This window comes from uncultured Aquimarina sp. (assembly GCF_947492405.1).
Taxonomy (GTDB): Bacteria; Bacteroidota; Bacteroidia; order Flavobacteriales; family Flavobacteriaceae; genus Aquimarina.
In genome coordinates this window covers 199,281-219,603 of record NZ_CANLMP010000006.1, presented here as the reverse complement: position 1 = coordinate 219,603, position 20,323 = coordinate 199,281, and the positions used below count along the sequence as shown (strand labels likewise).

Here is a 20,323-nt window from a genome sequence, read left to right as displayed (position 1 = left end):
AAGTCGCTTCTACTATCTTTTAATTTGTTTAAAAACCATAAGACATGAAAAAAATAGTACTACTAAACCTTATATTTCTTAATATAACGTATCATTCGAATTGTCAATCTTTCGAAAATCAAAATATACCGGACATGACAACGACGCTATCGGCATCACGAAGCGCCAACTTTGTCGATGTTAATAATGATGGATGGGATGATATATTTTTCTCAAATGGTAGATCGGGAGGACAAAATAATATGTTATATATCAACAATGCAGATGGAACTTTTACAACAGTTACAGGAGATGATATTGTAAGTGACAATAGCAGTTCTGATGGTACTAGCTTTGCTGATGCCGATAACGATGGAGATCTGGATGCATTTATGGTAACTTGGGCATCTTCGCCAAATGGCATCAATTATTTTTATCGTAATAATGCAGATGGCACCTTTACTCTCGAACCCAATAATGTGTCAGGTATTTTATCTACATTCTCTGAAATGATTACCTGGGTAGATATTAATAATGATCAGTTATTAGACATCTATTTTACCAACAGCGCTGGAGCTGCTGCCAATCGTTATTATGAGAATCAGGGAGATGGTAGTTTTCTGCCAGTTACTAATCTTGCTATTACAGGTGAAATTTTGGGTACCAGATCAGTTGATTGGATAGATTATGATAATGACGGGGATTGTGATTTGTTTTTGACCAATGAAAACAATGCAAGGAATTCACTTTTTAGAAATGACGGAGTGGATAGTTTTACACAAATAACAAATTTATCGATAGTGCAGGATTTTAGAAATTCTGGAGGAAGCTCTTGGGGAGATATAGATAATGACGGGGATTACGATTTGTTTGTCGCTAATTATAACAATCAAAATAATCAATTATTTATTAATGATGGCGGTACTTTTATCGAACAAACCTCTTCGGTTATAGCTTCAGGAGGTGGGTTTTCATTTGGTTCTTCTTTTGCAGACTTCGACAACGACGGAGATCTAGATTTATTAGTCTGTAATGCATTTTTGACAGGTCAGCAAAATAATTTTGTGTACATAAATGATGGTCAAGGCAATTTCACTCAGGATACCACTAGTGCTTTGGCTTTGCAAACAGGATGGACGTTTGGTTGTGCATTTGGGGATTATAATAATGATGGTTGGTTAGATGTTATTTTGGCAAATACACTAAATGAAGCACAGACAAATTCACTCTTTAAAAACACAGGTTCGGGAAATAATTGGGTTAAATTTAATTGTATAGGTACAACATCGAATAAATCGGCAATAGGAGCTACTGTTAAAATTAGAGCTACTATTAATGGTACTGAAGTTTGGCAGACCAGGAAAATAACCTCATCCTCAGGTTACAACAGTCAAAATAGTTATGCAGTTCATTTTGGATTAGGGGATGCCACTATAATCGACGAATTGGAGATTACCTGGCCGGTTGGAGATGTCGAAAGGTTGACCGATTTAACTGTCAATACTAATTATACATTAACAGAGAGTTCCATACTTAGTGTTTCAGAATTTGAAAGGTTTAATGCCTATATTAAAATATTTCCAAATCCAATAGGAGATAAATTACATATAACTATAGATGAATCTTTTTTAAATAAAGGAGATTCTAATTACGATTTTATACTATTCGATAGTTTAGGGAAAAAAACAAAGATTTTTAAAAACTTAAAAAAGGAAGCGTTAACGGATAATACATATTTAGATATTTCTTCCTTACAATCAGGGACTTATTTTTATGAATTAAAGCCACATAATTCAAATAATTCTGCTAGAGGAAAGGTTATCAAGAAATAATAACTAATTACTTTATAAGTCCCATATATCAAGAAAGAAGGCTTATCGATATCGATAAGCCTTCTTTATGTATGAGAGTTAATTCTATTAGAAACAGATTATTGATTTTTTACTTACACCAAAAATGTAGCTATCTAACACTTTCTCCCGCTTTTTTTATAGTTTTCGATATATAGCAAGTCAATATTTCATTATTGTGTATTAGCCCTTACGTTAATTCCAGATGATAAAAGCAAAATCTATTGATGAAACTTATTAAAGATATATGAGAGATTTGTTTTTCTATTGAAGTTTTTTACAAAAAATGTTTACCTCTTTCTTTTTGCTCACACTAACTACTGAAAAAACTTTAAATAATAAAAACAAAAGTGATGAAATCAATTACGAAAATTACCTTACTATTAGGACTTAGTCTATTTACATTTTTAACATCTTGTTCTGAGGAAGATATTGTTGAAGATCTTACAGGAGGATGTGTCCCTTTATCTGCGATAGAAAATTATACTAATGCATTTGAACGTTATTCTAATAACCCAACGGTAGAAAATTGCGAAGCTTTTAGAGCAGCTTCTATAACATATTTAGGCGAATTAGATAGCTGTCCTTTTATTGAAGATGCTGATTTAGAAGAAGTATTACGTGATGCTAGTGAGATAAGTTGTGAGGATAATACTTAAAATCATAATACTAAGAATGGGTTTTGTCTTTTTTATAGACAAAACCCTCTTTTTGATTGATGAATATCTATTGGTTGATTAAAATCTAATCTCTAGATCTAAGTTTTCGTTACCAACTTCAAATTTTGCATCTGCCCACATAGGAGGTCCATAACTCATATTGTTATTGGATACACCATAGCTCTCTTTTGGCATTCCATTTTCTTCAAAATCCATTCTTTCATTGTTATTAGCGTCGTGTACACAAGAAATTCCATATTCTCCAGCTGGTATATCTGTAAATGTAATTTTGGCAATACCATTTACAATTTCACCTTTTGCGGATTTAACAGGAGCAGCTTTCATAAAAGTAGCTTCGTCATATAATCCAAAAAGAACCGCACCATCAGAACTTGATACATTAGGTACTGTTACAGTGATGGTGATTCCTGCAGTATCTTGTGCCTTGGTTACAAAATTTACGGCTGTCATTGCTAAAAATAAGATTAGAGTTTTCATAAGAGTTTAGTTTTTTGATTTCTATTATTTCGTTTGATGATTCAAAAGTCTATAAATTTTATGCGTATTTATAAAGTATCTAACTCAATTGTAGAATTTATGGGATGAAGTGTATTTTAGTATGTGAACTGTTGAGTAAATGAGTGGTTGAGTAGGGGAGTATTTTGAGTTTTTAAGCTAGTTATTGATCAGACGTTAATAGTATACAAGTATTTTATATCAGTGCTTTATGACCTTGTTTTTGAATTCGTCATTCGCAATTACAAAAGCCCTCTTGCTTTTATCTCTAAATATTTATTGATAGTGTTTACAGTTAGGTCTTCAGGAGATGTTAAAACGGTTTGGATTCCGTGCCTTTGTAACTCTTTTACCATTATTTTTTTATCATAAGCGAATTGCTGTGCAATCGTTTGATCATAGATTTCTTCTAAACCTGTTGCAGTATGATTTATCAGTTGATGTAGCTCGGTGTTTTCAAAGAAAATTACAACCAAAAGATGTTTTTTAGCTAGTGCTTGTAAATAAGGTAGTTGTCTTTTTAATGAAGAAATATGTTCAAAGTTGGTGTATAGTAATAGAAGACTCCGATGATTTATTTGTCTTTTTGCATGTGCATATAATAATCCAAAATCAGCATCTAGAAACTGTGTTTTTACATTATATAAAGTTTCTGAGATATTATTGATATATGTTTTCTTTCTACTTGCAGGTAAGAAATCACGAACCGTATTAGAAAAAGTAAACATTCCTACTTTGTCATTTTTTTTAAGTGCTATGTTAGAAAAAGCCAATGTACTATTTATTGCGTAATCTAATAAGCTTAGTTCTTTGAAAGGCATTTTCATCACACGACTTTCATCAATAATAGAGTAAATCGGTTGTGATTTTTCATCTTGAAATTGATTAATCATCAGATTTCCGTGCTTAGCAGTTGCTTTCCAGTTAATGGTTCTCACATCGTCTCCAATGACATATTCTTTGATTTGTTCAAACTCCATAGTATGTCCTATGCGTCTGATTTTTTTAAGCCCGAACTGAGTTAATTTGTTATCGATAGCCAAAAAGTCGTATTTCTTCATTTGAATAAAAGATGGGTATACTTTTACCATTGCCGATTTATCAAAACTATAACGCCTTTTGATTAAATTGATTTTAGTCATAGCATACACGTGTAAATGACCAAAAATATATTCACCTCTTTTTACAGGTCTTAGTGAATATTCAAAATCTAAGGTGGATTTTGGGTTAATTGTACCTGTTTTTAAAAAGTCACGTTTTTGAAACTGAATAGGAATTTCATCAATTATTTCTGTGTAGGTAGTAAATGAATAGTTGTTTTTGACTCTCACCGGAATCGCATTAAAGTCACTATTCGAAAATTTTTCAGGGAGTAATCTACTAGCTTCAATACCATTTCTGGTGTTGAACAAAATCACAATATCGAATAAAAAAGTGATCATTAATCCCCATACTAATAACCAAGCTAATGGATATATTGCATGAAACCAATACGAAACTAAAAATAGTACCGATAGGATAGCGAGTATATAAAATACTCTGGAACTTAGGTATAAGGATTTATAGAATTTAATCACAATTAACGTGGTATTTCTACTGATTGTAAAATCATCTCAATTACATTCTCTGTAGTCATTCCTTCCATTTCACGTTCTGGAGATAGTATAATACGGTGGCGTAATACAGGATATAATGACTTTTTAATATCTTCTGGAGTCACAAAGTCTCTACCATTAATTGCTGCAAATGCTTTTGAAGCATTCATCACTGCAATAGAAGCACGTGGAGAACCTCCAAGATAAAGATGTGGATGTGTCCTGGTTTTAGTAACAATCTCTGCTATATATCCTAAAATCTTTTCTTCTATAATAACTTCCTGAGTTTTTTTCTTATACTCTGCTAGTTTTTCTGGTGTCATCACTGGATTTACCATTTCTAATGGCTTTAGAGCTTTCCTTTCATGATGTGTTTTTAGAATATCCACTTCTTCTTGTAATGAAGGATAATCTACTTTGATTTTAAACAAGAAACGATCTAATTGAGCTTCTGGTAAAGCATAGGTTCCTTCTTGTTCAATTGGGTTTTGCGTAGCTAACACCATAAAAGGAGGTTCCATAATATAACGGATTCCATCAATGGTTACCTGACGTTCTTCCATGACTTCGAATAAAGCTGCCTGCGTTTTTGCAGGAGCACGGTTGATCTCATCAATAAGTACCATATTAGAAAATATGGGGCCTTTCTTAAACTCGAAATCACTGGTTTTCATATTCAATACCGAGGTTCCTAAGACATCACTAGGCATAAGATCAGGAGTAAACTGAATTCTGTTAAATTCGGTTTTCAATGTCTTAGCAAATAGCTTTGCTGTAATTGTTTTGGCAATACCAGGAACTCCTTCAATAAGTACATGACCATTGGATAAGAGTGAAACAATAAGTAGTTCGATAAAATCCTGTTGACCTACAATTACTTTAGCTAATTCAGATTTTAATTTTTCTACTGCTTGTTGTAACTCACTAAGATCAATACGATTCTCAAAGCTTATCTTTTCCGAAGTAGTTTCGGTAGTCGTTGTAGTTTCTTTAGGAGTATCAATAGGAGCAGCGTTTTCCTCGCTTTCCTGAGGAGTATTCTCTAAAGCATCATTTTGTAACTCTTCGTTTTCCATATGATTATATTTATTCTCGGTTAGAGATTGTTCTATATCTTTATTGTTATGATTTATTTTTGAATTCGCTTATCATATCATATAATCGAATTAATTCTTCTTTTGATATTACTCTTTTTCGATTAAGTTCTTCAAAATACTTAAATAAACTTTTAGTGTCTTCTATGTTATTATTACTTCTGGCAGAAATATCTAACAATGTTTTTTCGTCCAGCGTGTTTGTCTGTATTCTAAGATCGTGATGAACATAGTCTAAAAAGAGAAGGTTTTGTTTTTCTACAATTTCTTTATGTTTTTCCTTTTCATAGTACATTGCGCTAATCGTTCGGGTAAAGGCTAGCGTCTGGTTTTTAAGAGGTTCTATAATCGGAATACTTCTTTGTTTTCGTTTTCCTTCAAAAATAACAAAAAGCAAAACTCCAATTATTAAGGTGTAGTATGCCCATTTTAGATATCTGTTTTGTAACAGGAAAAATAGAGGAGATGTATAGATCGTCTTCCCTGATTTATAATGATTGTCCCAGAAAATTTTTTTAGTTTGATCAATATATGATACTATATTCTGAGTGTATTCATAATTTTTGCCCTTTAACATAAAGTAATTTCCAAAAGCTTCAGGAAAAGAATGAAGTAGTATTTCTCCATCACCAAAGGATTGTTTGATATAATTTAGTTTTGGGTCTTTAATCTGTAACGTATCATTATATAATTGTGTGACTCCAAGAACGGTCGTATTAACAGTGTCTATTTCACTAAAATAAGGATTGTATACATCACGATCATAATGATATGGTTTTTCTGCTTTTAGATTTTTATTCACTAATTCGACCATTGGTTGGGTAGAAATATCATCGATTGATATCAGATTATCTGTATCGATTAACAAGGTGTCTAGTAGGTTTCTACTAATTGTTTTGGAGGACACAAATAAGGTATTACCTTTTTCTACCCAGTTTAATATTCTATCTAATTCACTATCATCAAAACCAATAGATCCGTTTACGAAAAAATATGTCCCGGATACGGTATCATTATCTAATAAAAACTCATAAGGCGGTTGGTTAATATCTTTTAATGTACTATCCCCAAAAGTCTCTTTCATTATAGAGTAAGAGACAAATGTTCCTAAAGGAATTTTGTCGGTCTTAGCATAGCTCGGAAACCAGTTAATAGGTTCTGGCTCACTTGCCTCTAAAAAAGTAAGTAAGCCTATAGCGGCTATGATTATAATGATAAATATTTTAGATTTTTTACTTAACAAATTATGAGGGTATACTATTAGTTATTGATTTAAATTTTTGTTGTGCCTGATGAAAGGATTTCTCATCAACTTCAAAACTTCCATACCATATAAAATCATACAATCGGGTAATGTTTTGAAACTTGCTTTTTAAGGAATCATCTGTCAATTCTTTTAAATAATCGGTATTTGTTTTTTGAGATTCCCAATTTATTAATTCAGTATCCGATAATTTTTTTAATACAGAAAGGTAATAATACCTGATCGCTAGTCTATAATTATTCTCTTTTAGAGCTAACTCAATCAATTGTTGAATATCTTGATTCTGAATGATATCTTCATCCTCGGTAAGGATAATTTGTGGGGCTTCTTGTTTTTCGAATAATATATCTCTTGGACTTACTTTCATAAATAACCATCCTAGCAAAAATAATACACCAATAATGATTAGATAGGGCAATAGCTTGAGTAAAATCGCCCAAAACCCTGTAACTTTTTCTACACCAAATAACCAATGAATAAAGCTATTCCATAATTGACCTAACCATTTTTTGAATCGTGTCCAGATATTATCGGGCTCTTCATATTCGGTATAGTTAAAATCCTCATCATTTTGTAATTCTTGAATTTTATCAGAACTAAACTTTTTAATTTCTTTGGTAGCATCCAGATCATATATGATCTCTTGAGATTCGGATACCGTTGTGCTATCTTGAACATCTGCAGATACAGAGAAAGAAACGACTAGAAATAGAAAGTAAAGTAGTATTTTCAAATTATTCCGATTTACCTAAAGAATCAATCTGCTCTAACGTTCCTGTATGATGTTTTCTTTCATTTAGATTAAAATAAATGAATGCGCTAGATATAGATGTAAAAAGATATATTATAATGTATTGTATAACAGATGAGATAGTATTAAGTAAAATAAATACCCAGTCAAACATACTTGATGGATCAGAAAAAGATCCTTCTGTTGCAGCTGTAAATGTTTTAAAGAAAGTGTACATTATAGCAGGAATAGAAAACACCATACTTATGATATAGGATAATATTCCGATTACCAGAAGTGTAGCAAAAGTAATCCACCATTCATTTTTTACTAATTCAAAACTTTCACCAATAGCATCAAACACGCCTGATTTACGAAAAATAAGAATAGGGAAAACAAGACTTAGAGGTACATAAAGATATATTCCTGGCACTACACATAACGCAAGTCCAATTCCGGTCATTATAGATGAAAGAATAGCAAGTCCTATTATACTTCCTAAGTCATTTTTTACTCCATCGGTAATTGTTTTTTGGTTAATTACTCCATTATTATCAATATATACTTTGATATAATGCAAAACAGTTCCAAACATTAATCCGTAAAAAATTAAGACGCTGATAAGCATAACTAATGCAGCTATTATTATTGCTCCAGAATTAAATATTTGTGAATTGCCTGCAATATTAAATGGATCTAATAAGTTAGATGACGAATAGGTATAATAACCTATGGTAAATAACATTACAATAAAGACAATACCCGATGTTTTAAATAAAACAGAAAATAAAGGTTTAAAATTTGTTCTTAAAAATGCAAAAACATCGGAGAGGATATCTCCAAGTTCTCTTTTTTTCTTAAAATCGATGTATTGATTATTCATATAATGATTTTTTGTATAATTGTCTGGGATATATAACGTAATAAAATAGAATTAGACTTAAAGATCCCAGTATAATAAAAATGGCCAGCCAATCCGGCATTTCTGTATGTCTAGTTACAAAACCTTCTAAGAAACCTGCAATAATAAAAAAAGGAATTGTACTTATCACAATTTTTAATCCTGCTTTAACACCTCTAACAAAAGAAGTAAGACGTGTATACGTTTTAGGAAATAAAATAGAATTACCAACTACTAATCCTGCACATCCTGCAATAATAATAACCGAAATCTCTATGGTTCCATGTATCCATATGGTACGAGCACTTTCCCAGAATAATCCTTTTTCATAAAAGAAATACTGAAAAGAACCTAACATAATAAAATTTCGCATCAACATGTATATGGTGCCAATCCCTAGCATGATCCCTAATATAAAGCAGTTTAATGCTACTCTAATGTTGTTTATAGTAATACCAAGAAACATATTAGTTTCTTCCATTTGCTTATATACAGCCATAGGATCGTCATTCTCAATATTCTCTAATGTCATATTTACATAACCATCTCCTAGAATAGATCTCACAAATGCTCCATCTGTAGCAGAAGAATAAACGCCAATCACTGTAAAAAGTGCTGAAACTAAAAATGCAATAAGAAGTTGTCGTTGGTATTGATAAAACTCTAATGGAAACTCTTTTACCCAAAAGGAATAAAATCGATTTTTCTTTTCTTTTTTTGTTTTGTAGATTTTTTGATGTGCTTTAGAAGCGAGTCCGTTTAAGTAGCTGAATGTTTGGCTATTAGGGTAAAAGGTTCTTGCGTAACTCAAATGATCAGTGATCTCAATATATAAACTAGAAAGTTCATCTGGAGTTATTTGTGCATTATTAAGCAGAACACTTTCAAATTTTAACCATTTATCTTTATTTTGCTTCACAAAAGCCGCCTCACGCATGGATCAAAAATTAGGAGCTTCAAAGAAACATAATTAATGGATAATTTTCAAATAGAAACTGCTCAAAATGTAAGTATACAGCAAAATACAGCTGGAATAGGGGAACGGATCTTGGCATACTTGATCGATCTCTTGATTATTATAGCCTATTTCATTATTGCGATTTTTTTTATAGGAGCTTTAGACTTAGATGTAGGAGATCAATGGTCATTTTGGTTGATAATAGGACTTCCTCCCTTTCTTTACTTTTTGTTATGGGAAACTTTTTGGGATGGTAAAACCCCAGGGAAAGCTACTATGAAGATAAAAGTTGTGCGTTTAGATGGATCAAGACCTGCTTTTTCTGGTTACCTTATCAGATGGTTGCTTAGGCTGCTTGATATTACTTTAGCATCAGGAGGAATTGCTGTGGTGGCAATTCTTTTTAAAGGAACCGGACAACGACTTGGTGATATGGCCGCCGGAACTACCGTGATAAGTGAGAAACAAAAAGTTAGATTTCATCAAACAATTTTAGTAGATATTCCAGAGGATTATAAACCAGTATATCCACAAGTTACTGTTTTTAGCGATATGGAGATGCGTAAAATAAAAGGCATTTATCATGATGCCAGAAGAAATGGGAATCATAATATCATTTTGGAACTTTCTAATAAGGTAAGTGGTCTTATGCAAATTACGCCTCAAGAAAAACCAGTACAATTTCTTTCTAAAGTATTAGAAGATTATAATTATTATACGCAGAAGCTCTGATATGATAGATGAGTATTAGAGCTAGTGAGTACCTGTTTTTTTATAGATTTACCTCAAGCCTATTTAATCACCTCTGCTTTAATAAAGATATTTTCCTTAGGCCATTCACTGCCATCTACAGGAACATTAGATATTTTATCAGCTACATTCATTCCTTTTACGACCTTACCGAATATGGTATGTTCTCCATCTAGATGATGAGCTCCTTGTTTAGCAATGACAATAAAAAATTCATAAGGAGTAGAACGATTAGATGGGTTATTAACCCATTGCTTCGATAAAGCTACGGACCCACGATTATGAGTAAGACCCTTAATAGGCTCGTGGGGTACAGTATAATCTCCAATATCATGACGTTTTTGAGCCATTTGATTACGATCACTATTTCCACCTTGAATTACGAATCCTTTGGCTACTCGATAAAAAAAAGTTTCATCGAAATATTTTTGTTTTACTAAGTAGATAAAATTAGCTCTATGTAATGGAGATTCTTTAAAAAGTTTGATATGAATATCTCCAAATTTAGTATTAATACGCACTAAGGTTTCAGGGTTTTCCTTACCATATTGTAGTAAGAAGCTCTTCATGTTTTTATTAGTAAGCTTAAAAGGCTCATCTTCCAAAACAGAAGTATCTTTAGTTTTTGCTTTAATTTCAGTTTTTAGTGTATCATTCTGGTTACCAGATTTTTTTGCAGAAATAGGCTGTTCGTTTTCGATAACCGGCTGCTTAGTTTTTTTAGAATGTGTATCTTCACAACTGTAGAAGCTAAAAAAAACAATACAACTATACACTAAAATTACTCTGTTAAATGACATTCGAAACGTTTAAAAGTTTGATTCCAAAAATACAGAAAATGTCAGTACCTGGAGAATCTTCTCATTTTATTATGGCTCCCGAAATGCGGATGCAAGAGCTTTATAAAATTAAAATAGAAGAAAAAAATCCTAGGAATGCAGCTGTACTTATGCTTTTTTATCCTAAAGAGCATCATACACATTTAGCGTTAATATTACGTCCTACTTATGAAGGAGTACATTCTGGTCAAGTGGCATTACCAGGTGGTAAAGTAGAAGAGTTTGATAAAAATTATGAATCTGCAGCCTTAAGAGAAACCTGGGAGGAAATAGGTGTAAAGTCTGATTCTGTTGATGTATTGAAGCATCTTACCAAAGTGTATATTCCTCCGTCTAATTTTTGGGTACATCCTTTTCTTGGAGTAACTCATAAAACACCTAATTTTATTCGTCAGGAAGAAGAGGTAGCAGAAGTTATTGAGGTTTCATTAGAACAATTATTAGATGAAAATCGCGTAATTTCTAAAAAATTATCAACTTCTTATGCCGAAAATATCGAAGTACCATCCTTTGAATTAAATGGTTACGTAGTTTGGGGAGCAACTGCGATGATGCTTAGTGAACTTAAAGTACACTTAAAATCTGCGTTGGAGGCATGATTTTGTATATTTGGCTCCCATTTTCTTCTTAATATTTAGAAGAATTTAACTGAAATGTTATCTATTATTTAATTAATTGTGATTAGTTTTAAGTAGAACTAGTTGATAGTCAGATGTTGTTGTCTGTTTTGTTAAATAAAAGAGACACTGATAAATTAAAATTATTTATGGGATTATTTAAAAGAAATCCTTTTGGTCATATATTATTTCTGAAAAAGTGGCTCATAAGAATTATGGGTTCTATGACACATAGACGTTATAGAGGATTTAATGAATTACAAATAGAAGGGAGTGAGATTTTTAAGGATCTTCCTGATACTAATGTACTATTTGTTTCTAATCATCAAACGTATTTTGCAGATGTAGTGGCTATGTTTCACGTTTTTAATGCGAGTTTAAGTGGGCGTACAGATTCTATTAAAAACATAGGATATCTATGGAAGCCTAAATTAAATTTATATTATGTAGCTGCTAAAGAAACCATGAACGCTGGTTTATTGGCTAAAATACTAGCATATGCTGGTGCTATTACTGTAGAAAGAACATGGCGTGATAAAGGTCAGGATGTTAACCGTCAGGTGAAGATGAGTGATATTACGAATATCAAAAGAGCTTTAGAAGATGGATGGGTAATTACATTTCCCCAAGGAACTACTAAACCATTTAAACCTATTCGTAAAGGAACTGCTCATATTATTAGACAATATAAGCCTATTGTGATTCCTATTGTAATAGATGGATTCAGAAGATCTTTTGATAAAAAGGGTATCAGAATCAAAAAGCGTGGTATTTTACAGTCGATGGTTATTAAAGAACCATTACAAATTGATTATGAAAATGATTCTATAGATGATATCGTTGGTAAATTAGAATTCGCAATCGAGCAACATTCTTCTTTCCTTAAAGTAATCCCTCAAGAAGAGTTAGATGCAGAAGAAGAATTGAATAAGAAGAGACGTTGGGAGTATTAGATACTTTAGCATAGCTAGTTACATATACGTATCTCTAATAATAAATCAAAAGCCAGAAGATTATTAGATTTTCTGGCTTTTCTATGTTAACTCAATATGTATAAAAAAGACAATTACATGATTTGGCAATATCCCCAATGACAAAAGAATTCTTCATACTCATAACCTGGAATTCCATTTAAAGAAAGACAATCCGCATGATTCCTACACTGCATACCTGTATTACCACCATTAATATTTTTTTGCTCCTTTTTGTTTAAAACTTGAGCCCCTTTTAATTGCATTAATTTTTTCATTTTTTTACAAATTACTTGATTTTATTATTGTAGCAAGCATTTAAAGACAGTTGCTATTTTCTGTCTGTTTTGGCTAAGAATCTTCTTTATTTTTTAACGTGGATTTAAAAAACCTTATAATTAGGATATTGAGTTTCCTCTCCCGGAGGGAGAAGCAACTAATCAAGTTTATAAAAAACGGATTATCCTATAAATTTTAAGTTGAACTCACGTTTTTTTCTTAAAAAGACGCTCTAAATGATTTTTTTTTAGTTGTTTAATTAAATGAACAAATAGAAAGTATAACAAGATTTCCGTTGATTATTCTTTCTACTCCGCAACTTCCTGAGCAGCAATCGCTGTTATCAATACATCTTCTGGCTACGTTTTGACATCCATAGACACCGCCTTGAATTGATTTTTGATGCTTCTTTTTAAGAACTGTTACTCCGTTTACTTTTAGAATTTTTTGAATCATTGTGTGATTTTTAGGTTAGAAATGTTTTAAAAGAAGAGGTCTAAAAAATAAAATATCAATGTCAAACCGAGCCTGTCGAAGTTTTTACATTTTAATTTTCAAATTCTCTTTGACAGGATCAGATTGACCACTTCTTACTTTTAGAGCTTTTTATACAACCTCAGGAAAATCATTCTTAGTCTATCTGTTCGAAACAACGACCAAAAGAACAACTTCCTGCGCATAATCGAAGACACTGATCTCCGTAATACGTTCCGGCCTTAATGGTTTGCTGTTCGTTTTTGTTTAGTTTAGATACCCCTTTTAAATTTAAAATGTTGTTAAGCATAATGATGTGTTTTAAATACCTACTCTGTCATAAGGTTTTCGGTTACCCCTTGATCAAAATTAATCGCTATTACTATTTTGATTCTGAGACTAAAGTAGAAGGTAATCAGAGGTATTAAAAAAGAAGGTTGACCATTTTGAACAAAATAGTCATAAAAAAACCCTGCATATGGGCAGGGTTATTAGCGTACAAAAAAAATGTAATGCTATTTAATACCTAAAGCACAAATATTCCAAAGCTCATGACCCAGATCGACAACGTTTGTTGGATCTGTAGTGGTACTAGAACCTCCTTCTATTTTTTTCATGGCATCTGCGCTAATCCTTGCTATGGTTAACTTTTTTAGGTTGATTTTTTGTGTTCCGTCTTTTTTCATTTTTAAGATGATTTAGTTATTACTGGTTTTTTCTTTTTTCCAAAACATATCGGAATCAGGAAAAATGTATTTTGTTAGAAATATATTTTATTAATAGGGTTTTTAATAATCATAGATGGCTAAATTGTTTAAAATAGCCATAGAATTATGCCGTAATTTCAGAGCTTACCCGTTGCTTATCCAGACTCTTAATGTAATAGGACGGATTGATTCCTGTTTTTGCTTTAAAATGCTTTACCAGAGAATAGCTACTTTTATATCCAATCTCTGAGGCTATGGATTGGATAGAGAAAGATCTAAATTTTTTATCATCCTTTAATCTTTTTATAACATACTCAATCCTAAGATCATTGATATACTCGTTATAATTCTTCTCCTTATGGATGTTTATGGTTTGGGATAAGTAGGTGGCATTGGTTTTTAACTTTTTTGCCATAGCTCTTAGATTACAATCAGATTTCAGAAAATATTCCTGAGCTTCTAATTTTTCAAGCCCTTTAATAATTTCGTTTACCTTTTGATCATCGATAGCTATCTCTTTTCGCGGTTCTTCTTTGGGGATTGAAATTTGTTTAATCGATTCTAAAACATTGATTTCTTTCATTAATTTGTCAAACAAGGTTTTATTTGATCGTTGCTTTCTAAAATATAAGAAGATACTAGACATCAATGCTATTGCGGTAATCAAAAGAATCCAGAATATTCGATTTTTTGCCAGCTTCTCTTCTGCTTGCTTTGCTTCCAGTACAGTTATTTCTTGTTGTAATTTATCAGTTTCTTTTTCATGAATAATATCGACGGTTTGATCTTTATCTTTTTGGTAATATTCATTTAAGGTAGCATATTTATTATTCCAAAACATGGCCTGTTTATAATCTTCCTTTTGATTATAACAATTTGCTAATAACAAATGGGATCTAATAGCAGGAGGCTTATATGTATCATTTTCTTCAAAGGAATTAATACTATTTAATAATATATTAATAGCTTTGTCATATGATTGTTTTTTATAAAAACAATTAGCAATGAAATAATCTGTTCGAATTGTTGGAAATGATTTATTATCAATTTTTTTATGATTCAGTATTTCTTTTGCTTCGAATAAATACTGCAAGGATTGCTCATAATCCTTCTTGTAGAAGAAAACCATTCCTTTTTTGATTAAAAGATCCAAATACAGTTCGTCTAATTTAAGAGACTTACTCATTTCCATACCCTGATTGGCATAGTGTAATACAGAGTCATATTTCTCGCCATCCAGATATATATCACTTAGTGTAGTTATAAATCGTATATGATTTTCTTTATTATAAAACGTTGTTTTAGGAATTGCTTTTAATGATCTTAGTGCAATTTTCTGTGCTTTCTCATTCTGATTCATTCTTGATAACACTATTATAAGTCCAGAATTTACGATGATTTCATTTTTTACATTTTCTGTTCTTTCAGCAATATCCAATGCTTTATAGTAATTGTCCAGCGCTTCTCTATTTTTTCCACTCCTAAGGTAGATATGTCCTTTCATTGTAGAAACCAAGTAGGCCAGTTTGTCATTTTTCAGTTTCGTAGCAATGTTTTCTAGCTTATTGTATAGTGCCAGGCTTTTTTCAAATTCTTCTGTTTTAAATAATACTTTTGCCTGTTTTTTTAATTCTGAAACATCTTGTATTGTATTTTCCTGAGCAGAAATATAGAAGGTGTTCAATACAAGTAAGAATAAAGGTAAAAGAAGGTACTTACCTGATAAAGCTTTATGGTGAGTTGTCATTATGATGGGTATGTGTATTGTCCAAAAGTAAGTAATACTTTTATTTTTTTAGAATATCCAATCAATATCACCAGAATAGAAAAGAAAAATATTGTATTTATGCGACCATCCTTAAGCTAAAAATCCCTAGGATAATCTAAAGAGAACATGCTGAATCTATCATGAAACAAAATATTCTGTTTTACTCTAACCATTCCTTAAAATCTTTTACACGTTCTCTGGCAACAATGATCTCTTGTTCATTAAAATGATGCAATTTTATCTGTAGTCTAGAATTGGTGTACGAAATGATATCTTTAATTGCATTAATATTAATATAGAATTTGCGATTGACCCGGTAGAATTGTTGTGGGTTTAATTCATCTTCAAGAGACTCTAGAGTAGTATCAATAAGATAGTTTCTATTTTCATTGGTATGAAGATAGGTGCCTTTGTTTTCAGAATAAAAACATTCAATATCTTCTACAGAGAATATTTTAAGATGTTGCCCCACTCGAGCCGTAAAACGTTTTTTATATACTCGATCCATAGGATTGACTAGCAACTTCTTGATATCTTCAAAATCAACTTTTAAGGATTGGGGCGAAGAGAGTTGGTTTTTGTATTTTTTTACAGCAGCTTCTAATTCCTCATCGTCAATAGGTTTCAGTAGGTAGTCAATGCTATTTAGTTTAAAAGCTTTTAATGCGTATTCGTCATAAGCAGTCGTAAAAATAATGGAACTTTTGATCGTAACGGTATCAAATATTTCGAATGACAGACCATCACTTAATTGAATATCTAGAAATATAAGATCCGGATGCTCATTGTTACTAAACCATTCGATAGATTCACTAACAGAATGTAGCATAGTATGAACCTTAATGTCGAGGTCATCGAGCATACGACTTAGTCTTCTGGCAGCTGGCTTTTCGTCTTCAATTATTATTATGTTCATGTTTTTAAGTTACAAAGTTTTAAAATTACAGAATTGCAAAGTTAGATAGGATCAAAGTTCGAAAAAATCCAACAGTCCAACAACTCAATTGATCTAATGATCCAGATTACTCCCAAAGCTGTTTTTCATTGTCTTCTTCATCCATATATTTTCTAATTCTTCGTTCTTCCCAATCTTTATCAAACATAGGATTAATTCGATAGGCTTTTACTGCATGAAAGGCTAAACCAATTCCCCAGCCAAAAGCGGCCCATAAAAACCAGGCATATCGCCACTCGTTTGTGTAATAATTTATTCCGGCAAGAAACCCTATGACAATGATGTATGAAAAAAGGTTATTATAAAATTTCTTTAATTCGTCTACACGTTCTTTTGCTCGTTCATATCTTTTTTGTTCTTCGAAATCTTTCATGATGGTTAGTTTTATGTTAGTAGTTTTTATTTATGTTCTAAAGTAAGATTGATATAAGGAAATCACGTCAGTTCGAGTACTTCGACTTTAGGCGAAGTGTATCGAGAACAGTGATTTTCGTATTAAAAATCTATTCTCGACACTATTTTTTATTCACTTTGTTCCAAAAAAATCATTCGAATTGACGATTTTTGATTTCAATTATGTTATCATATTTATAATCTGTCTAGTGTATCATCCTCGTCCATTAATTTCTTAATTTTTTCTTCTTCCCAGTTTTTACCGAAAATAAAATTTCGTTTAAAAACCTTTAACCCATGGAATAATAATCCTATTCCCCAAAATATTGGAGTAATGTATAAGTGCCACTGTGACCAGTTTTTAAATCCCTGACTTTCGAAATTAGTATTAATAAAGAGCACAATTATATTAATGACAATATAAAAGGTTAAATGTGTATAAAACCCTCGTTCATCATCCACTCTTTTTTTCGCTAATTTGTATCTTTTTTCTTCTTCATAATCTTGCATGAGGATCAGTTTTTTAATTGTTATTCTTTGATTGATGATTCCATTTAACCTCATTAGACTTTTTATTGAAAGTTTACTTGTCTTCGATATATCCGTCTGAGACAAACACTCTGACTGACATAAATTTTCTTAGCTCGAACTTACACTTTTAATAAAATTGATACTTATAGGATGTCTAATGTATCATCCTTATCCATTAGTTCTTTGATTTTTCGTTTTTCCCATTGTTTACTAAAAATGATGTTAGGGTTAAAAACCTTTACCCAATGAAAGAATAATCCAATTCCCCAGAAAAACGGAGTGATATATAAATTCCAGTTTAACCAGTTGTTAAATCCTTCATCTATAAAATCAGAGTTGACAAACAACAGGAAAATGTTTACAATAACATATACCGTGAGGTGACTATAAAACCCTTTTTCTTCTTGTACTCGTTTTTTGGCTAATCTATATTTTCGTTCTTTGTTTTCCATTTTTTCTTTTTTATAATTCGTCGTTCTCACTCATTAATTCTCGGATCTTTTGTTCTTCCCATTTTTTGAAAGGATTAAACTTTCCGAATTTCTTTTCTTTTCTAAATGTCCATAAACCATGACCTAGTAGAAAAATACCCCACGCTAATGGAGGGATTATTAAATTTGGAAGCAAGTAACCATCATAGAAATAATCTTTTAGATATAAAATAACTGCGATGATGATTATGTTGATAATTACATATACTGCTACGTGGGTATAAAAGGCTTTCTCTTCGGTTACTCTTTTTTTAGCTCTTTTGTATGTTTTTTGTAGTTCAGAATTTTCCATTTTCTATTTTTTAGATATCATTCTTCTCTTCCATAAACTCCTTTATCTTTTTATCCTCCCATTTTTTACTGAAAATAGATTGATTAAGCAGTTTCTCCAACCCGTTTTTTTCTCTAAATGTCCACAATCCGTGTCCAAGTAAACCTAGTCCCCATAATAGCGGAGTACTTATTAAATTCCAAGGTAGATAGTTGTTGTATCCTTCATCATTTATATAATCTCCTAGTTCTATCTTAAAAAGAAAGATGATGATATTCATAACGACATATACTGTAGCGTGTCCGTAAAAGGATCTTTCTTCTTTTACTCTTTTTTTAGCTTTTTTATAGGCTTTTCTTTTATCAAAATCATTCATAATTTCTTCTATTAGATTCGTCCATATACTTTCTGATTTTTTTCTTCTCCCAATCTTTGCCAAATATCGGATGATGGTCAAACGCTTCTGAATAATGGAAGAGTAGGCCTAATCCCCATCCTGCCATCGGAAAAATAAACCAAGGTAGGCCAAAACCCGTAGTTCTGTAATTGATGAATATTAAAAACGGAATCACAATACAGTAAGCAGTTAAACTACCATAAAATTCTTTCATTTTCTTTACTCTATCTTTTGCTCTTTTATATTTTAGATCTTTTACGATTTCTATGTTCTGTGCTGTTGTCATATCGATTGATGTTATTCTTTTAGTTAATATTGGAAGCTTTGCAATAAAAGCTGTTTCTGTTTTGAATACAGAGAACTCTCTTTTAGTAAGCAGTTCATATCGCTGTTTTACATTTCCTAAGCCTACACCGCTACTTTGTTTAATTACTTCTTTAGGTTGTAGGTTGTTTTCTACAATCAGAAAACCCTCGTCTTCATAAATTTTAATGTGCAAAGGCCTGTTAGGCATTACTACATTATGTTTTATGGTATTTTCTAATAAAATCTGTAAAGACAGTGGTACTACTTTTGCTTCAGGATTAGAAGAGTGCTCAGGCATCTCAAAAATAATACTGTCCTCAAACCTTAATTTTAATAAGGTCATATAGGTCTTTGCGAATTTTAACTCTTCATCGATGGTCACTAATTCTTTATCCTTTTGTTCTAAAACATATCTGTAAACTTTAGATAAAGAAGTGGTAAACTTCTGTGCCATTCTAGGATTTTCGTCAATTAAGGATGTCAATACATTTAGACTATTAAACAAAAAGTGCGGATCTAATTGATTTTTTAAAGCTGCAAATTTTGCTGACGCTGTTCCTGCGATTATTTTTTGTTCTGTGACTTTAGATTCCTGTCTGTGTTTCCAATAGAAAATCCCATAAAACAGAAAGGTTACTACGGTAGCAATTGATAGAGAAATCAGGTAATACTGGGGTCTCTCATTACTAATAAATTCAAAAAATCCTTTTTCATAAACAAACAAATTGAAAAATAATCTAGCGATAAATATTGCAACCACTGATACCATAGTAGCCAGGATAATGGTTACGGTTAAATTTTTTACTGTATATAACTTTTCTTGACATTTTTTTCTTCGAGATATGAACAGGTATACATTAGCTATATATATGACTATAGAAAACACAACATTCTCTAAGTATTCGTTTAGTAATTCTCGGTTAAAATTTATCTCAATTCCTTTAAAATAATAGATGATAAGGAATGTGATAAATATTGCGGTTCCGATTAAAATACCTTTTCCTATTTCTTTAAAAATGTTCATTTAG

The 20,323-nt window shown here is 31.5% G+C and carries 25 protein-coding genes; 5 read left to right on the top strand and 20 right to left on the bottom strand.

Annotated elements, in window-relative coordinates; genetic code table 11:
* Positions 1–44: 44 nt before the first annotated feature.
* Together Q0829_RS20505 and Q0829_RS20500 are read left to right on the top strand one after the other, a co-directional pair.
* Positions 45–1,811: an FG-GAP-like repeat-containing protein gene (locus tag Q0829_RS20505; protein ID WP_298546432.1), complete on the top strand. Its 1,767-nt coding sequence runs from the start codon at positions 45–47 to the stop codon at positions 1,809–1,811.
* A gap of 371 nt (positions 1,812–2,182) precedes the next feature.
* The gene (locus Q0829_RS20500) at positions 2,183–2,488 is read left to right on the top strand and encodes a hypothetical protein (RefSeq protein ID WP_298546430.1); all 306 of its coding nucleotides are present in this window, start codon (positions 2,183–2,185) and stop codon (positions 2,486–2,488) included.
* A gap of 78 nt (positions 2,489–2,566) precedes the next feature.
* Here the strand turns inward: Q0829_RS20500 and Q0829_RS20495 are convergent, their stop codons facing one another.
* The 7 genes from Q0829_RS20495 to Q0829_RS20465 form a co-directional block, all read right to left on the bottom strand.
* Positions 2,567–2,986 carry a DUF2141 domain-containing protein gene (locus Q0829_RS20495; RefSeq protein WP_298546428.1) on the bottom strand — a complete coding sequence of 140 codons (420 nt, stop codon included), beginning with the start codon at positions 2,984–2,986 and terminating at the stop codon, positions 2,567–2,569.
* A 260-nt stretch (positions 2,987–3,246) separates the two neighbouring features.
* Positions 3,247–4,578 carry a DUF58 domain-containing protein gene (locus Q0829_RS20490; RefSeq protein ID WP_298546883.1) on the bottom strand — a complete coding sequence of 444 codons (1,332 nt, stop codon included), beginning with the start codon at positions 4,576–4,578 and terminating at the stop codon, positions 3,247–3,249.
* Positions 4,579–4,583: 5 nt separating this feature from the next.
* A complete protein-coding gene (locus Q0829_RS20485) occupies positions 4,584–5,675 on the bottom strand; it encodes a MoxR family ATPase (RefSeq protein WP_298546426.1) in 1,092 nt (363 codons plus the stop codon).
* 46 nt (positions 5,676–5,721) lie between these two features.
* On the bottom strand, positions 5,722–6,936 hold the full coding sequence (locus Q0829_RS20480; protein WP_298546424.1) for a DUF4350 domain-containing protein: 1,215 nt from the start codon (positions 6,934–6,936) through the stop codon (positions 5,722–5,724).
* A gap of 1 nt (position 6,937) precedes the next feature.
* Positions 6,938–7,690 (bottom strand): DUF4129 domain-containing protein, encoded by a 753-nt coding sequence (locus Q0829_RS20475; protein WP_298546422.1) that lies wholly within the window; start codon positions 7,688–7,690, stop codon positions 6,938–6,940.
* A 1-nt stretch (position 7,691) separates the two neighbouring features.
* Positions 7,692–8,570, bottom strand: a complete 879-nt coding sequence (locus Q0829_RS20470) for a hypothetical protein (protein ID WP_298546420.1) — start codon at positions 8,568–8,570, stop codon at positions 7,692–7,694.
* A complete protein-coding gene (locus Q0829_RS20465; protein ID WP_298546418.1) occupies positions 8,563–9,525 on the bottom strand; it encodes a stage II sporulation protein M in 963 nt (320 codons plus the stop codon). The genes Q0829_RS20470 and Q0829_RS20465 overlap by 8 nt, the downstream gene beginning before the upstream one ends.
* Positions 9,526–9,561: 36 nt before the next feature.
* On the opposite strand from Q0829_RS20465, the gene Q0829_RS20460 reads away from it, so the two are divergent.
* Positions 9,562–10,278 carry an RDD family protein gene (locus Q0829_RS20460; RefSeq protein WP_298546416.1) on the top strand — a complete coding sequence of 239 codons (717 nt, stop codon included), beginning with the start codon at positions 9,562–9,564 and terminating at the stop codon, positions 10,276–10,278.
* A gap of 59 nt (positions 10,279–10,337) precedes the next feature.
* On the opposite strand, the gene Q0829_RS20455 is transcribed toward Q0829_RS20460, so the two are convergent.
* Positions 10,338–11,096 carry a peptidylprolyl isomerase gene (locus tag Q0829_RS20455; RefSeq protein WP_298546414.1) on the bottom strand — a complete coding sequence of 253 codons (759 nt, stop codon included), beginning with the start codon at positions 11,094–11,096 and terminating at the stop codon, positions 10,338–10,340.
* A 38-nt stretch (positions 11,097–11,134) separates the two neighbouring features.
* Here Q0829_RS20455 and Q0829_RS20450 point away from each other — a divergent pair, with 38 nt between their 5' ends.
* Positions 11,135–11,734 carry a CoA pyrophosphatase gene (locus Q0829_RS20450; protein ID WP_298546412.1) on the top strand — a complete coding sequence of 200 codons (600 nt, stop codon included), beginning with the start codon at positions 11,135–11,137 and terminating at the stop codon, positions 11,732–11,734.
* A 167-nt stretch (positions 11,735–11,901) separates the two neighbouring features.
* Positions 11,902–12,705 carry a lysophospholipid acyltransferase family protein gene (locus tag Q0829_RS20445; RefSeq protein WP_298546410.1) on the top strand — a complete coding sequence of 268 codons (804 nt, stop codon included), beginning with the start codon at positions 11,902–11,904 and terminating at the stop codon, positions 12,703–12,705.
* A gap of 113 nt (positions 12,706–12,818) precedes the next feature.
* Here Q0829_RS20445 and Q0829_RS20440 read toward each other — a convergent pair whose 3' ends face one another.
* The 12 genes from Q0829_RS20440 to Q0829_RS20385 all read right to left on the bottom strand — a co-directional run bounded on the left by Q0829_RS20440 (position 12,819) and on the right by Q0829_RS20385 (position 20,319).
* Entirely contained in the window at positions 12,819–13,001 is a 183-nt protein-coding gene (locus tag Q0829_RS20440) for a hypothetical protein (protein ID WP_298546409.1), read from the bottom strand.
* Between the two features lie 256 nt (positions 13,002–13,257).
* The gene (locus Q0829_RS20435) at positions 13,258–13,458 is read right to left on the bottom strand and encodes a hypothetical protein (protein WP_298546408.1); all 201 of its coding nucleotides are present in this window, start codon (positions 13,456–13,458) and stop codon (positions 13,258–13,260) included.
* Positions 13,459–13,633: 175 nt separating this feature from the next.
* Entirely contained in the window at positions 13,634–13,786 is a 153-nt protein-coding gene (locus Q0829_RS20430) for a hypothetical protein (RefSeq protein ID WP_298546407.1), read from the bottom strand.
* A 205-nt stretch (positions 13,787–13,991) separates the two neighbouring features.
* A complete protein-coding gene (locus Q0829_RS20425) occupies positions 13,992–14,162 on the bottom strand; it encodes a class I lanthipeptide (RefSeq protein ID WP_298546406.1) in 171 nt (56 codons plus the stop codon).
* Between the two features lie 145 nt (positions 14,163–14,307).
* Positions 14,308–15,930, bottom strand: a complete 1,623-nt coding sequence (locus tag Q0829_RS20420; protein ID WP_298546405.1) for an AraC family transcriptional regulator — start codon at positions 15,928–15,930, stop codon at positions 14,308–14,310.
* Between the two features lie 181 nt (positions 15,931–16,111).
* Entirely contained in the window at positions 16,112–16,867 is a 756-nt protein-coding gene (locus Q0829_RS20415; RefSeq protein ID WP_298546403.1) for a LytTR family DNA-binding domain-containing protein, read from the bottom strand.
* A 106-nt stretch (positions 16,868–16,973) separates the two neighbouring features.
* Positions 16,974–17,279, bottom strand: a complete 306-nt coding sequence (locus tag Q0829_RS20410) for a 2TM domain-containing protein (protein WP_298546401.1) — start codon at positions 17,277–17,279, stop codon at positions 16,974–16,976.
* A gap of 215 nt (positions 17,280–17,494) precedes the next feature.
* Positions 17,495–17,809 (bottom strand): 2TM domain-containing protein, encoded by a 315-nt coding sequence (locus tag Q0829_RS20405; protein WP_298546398.1) that lies wholly within the window; start codon positions 17,807–17,809, stop codon positions 17,495–17,497.
* Between the two features lie 164 nt (positions 17,810–17,973).
* Positions 17,974–18,282 (bottom strand): 2TM domain-containing protein, encoded by a 309-nt coding sequence (locus tag Q0829_RS20400; RefSeq protein WP_298546396.1) that lies wholly within the window; start codon positions 18,280–18,282, stop codon positions 17,974–17,976.
* Between the two features lie 10 nt (positions 18,283–18,292).
* Positions 18,293–18,613 (bottom strand): 2TM domain-containing protein, encoded by a 321-nt coding sequence (locus Q0829_RS20395; protein ID WP_298546394.1) that lies wholly within the window; start codon positions 18,611–18,613, stop codon positions 18,293–18,295.
* A 10-nt stretch (positions 18,614–18,623) separates the two neighbouring features.
* Entirely contained in the window at positions 18,624–18,968 is a 345-nt protein-coding gene (locus tag Q0829_RS20390) for a 2TM domain-containing protein (RefSeq protein ID WP_298546392.1), read from the bottom strand.
* Complete coding sequence (locus Q0829_RS20385) at positions 18,961–20,319, bottom strand: 2TM domain-containing protein (RefSeq protein ID WP_298546390.1); 1,359 nt, start codon at positions 20,317–20,319, stop codon at positions 18,961–18,963. Before Q0829_RS20385 ends, Q0829_RS20390 begins: the two co-directional genes overlap by 8 nt.
* Between the last annotated feature and the right edge of the window lie 4 nt (positions 20,320–20,323).

Excerpts from the sequence above, each read along its gene's own strand:
- Q0829_RS20440 (WP_298546409.1), bottom strand. The coding sequence starts at position 13,001 with ATGAAAAAATTAATGCAATTAAAAGGGGCTCAAGTTTTAAACAAAAAG.
- Q0829_RS20505 (WP_298546432.1), top strand. The coding sequence starts at position 45 with ATGAAAAAAATAGTACTACTAAACCTTATATTTCTTAATATAACGTAT.
- Q0829_RS20405 (WP_298546398.1), bottom strand. The coding sequence starts at position 17,809 with ATGCAAGATTATGAAGAAGAAAAAAGATACAAATTAGCGAAAAAAAGA.
- Q0829_RS20485 (WP_298546426.1), bottom strand. The coding sequence starts at position 5,675 with ATGGAAAACGAAGAGTTACAAAATGATGCTTTAGAGAATACTCCTCAG.
- Q0829_RS20390 (WP_298546392.1), bottom strand. The coding sequence starts at position 18,968 with ATGAATGATTTTGATAAAAGAAAAGCCTATAAAAAAGCTAAAAAAAGA.
- Q0829_RS20500 (WP_298546430.1), top strand. The coding sequence starts at position 2,183 with ATGAAATCAATTACGAAAATTACCTTACTATTAGGACTTAGTCTATTT.
- Q0829_RS20495 (WP_298546428.1), bottom strand. The coding sequence starts at position 2,986 with ATGAAAACTCTAATCTTATTTTTAGCAATGACAGCCGTAAATTTTGTA.
- Q0829_RS20410 (WP_298546401.1), bottom strand. The coding sequence starts at position 17,279 with ATGAAAGATTTCGAAGAACAAAAAAGATATGAACGAGCAAAAGAACGT.
- Q0829_RS20465 (WP_298546418.1), bottom strand. The coding sequence starts at position 9,525 with ATGCGTGAGGCGGCTTTTGTGAAGCAAAATAAAGATAAATGGTTAAAA.
- Q0829_RS20435 (WP_298546408.1), bottom strand. The coding sequence starts at position 13,458 with ATGATTCAAAAAATTCTAAAAGTAAACGGAGTAACAGTTCTTAAAAAG.
- Q0829_RS20415 (WP_298546403.1), bottom strand. The coding sequence starts at position 16,867 with ATGAACATAATAATAATTGAAGACGAAAAGCCAGCTGCCAGAAGACTA.
- Q0829_RS20420 (WP_298546405.1), bottom strand. The coding sequence starts at position 15,930 with ATGACAACTCACCATAAAGCTTTATCAGGTAAGTACCTTCTTTTACCT.
- Q0829_RS20460 (WP_298546416.1), top strand. The coding sequence starts at position 9,562 with ATGGATAATTTTCAAATAGAAACTGCTCAAAATGTAAGTATACAGCAA.
- Q0829_RS20450 (WP_298546412.1), top strand. The coding sequence starts at position 11,135 with ATGTCAGTACCTGGAGAATCTTCTCATTTTATTATGGCTCCCGAAATG.
- Q0829_RS20470 (WP_298546420.1), bottom strand. The coding sequence starts at position 8,570 with ATGAATAATCAATACATCGATTTTAAGAAAAAAAGAGAACTTGGAGAT.
- Q0829_RS20430 (WP_298546407.1), bottom strand. The coding sequence starts at position 13,786 with ATGCTTAACAACATTTTAAATTTAAAAGGGGTATCTAAACTAAACAAA.
- Q0829_RS20395 (WP_298546394.1), bottom strand. The coding sequence starts at position 18,613 with ATGGAAAATTCTGAACTACAAAAAACATACAAAAGAGCTAAAAAAAGA.
- Q0829_RS20425 (WP_298546406.1), bottom strand. The coding sequence starts at position 14,162 with ATGAAAAAAGACGGAACACAAAAAATCAACCTAAAAAAGTTAACCATA.
- Q0829_RS20385 (WP_298546390.1), bottom strand. The coding sequence starts at position 20,319 with ATGAACATTTTTAAAGAAATAGGAAAAGGTATTTTAATCGGAACCGCA.
- Q0829_RS20400 (WP_298546396.1), bottom strand. The coding sequence starts at position 18,282 with ATGGAAAACAAAGAACGAAAATATAGATTAGCCAAAAAACGAGTACAA.
- Q0829_RS20445 (WP_298546410.1), top strand. The coding sequence starts at position 11,902 with ATGGGATTATTTAAAAGAAATCCTTTTGGTCATATATTATTTCTGAAA.
- Q0829_RS20455 (WP_298546414.1), bottom strand. The coding sequence starts at position 11,096 with ATGTCATTTAACAGAGTAATTTTAGTGTATAGTTGTATTGTTTTTTTT.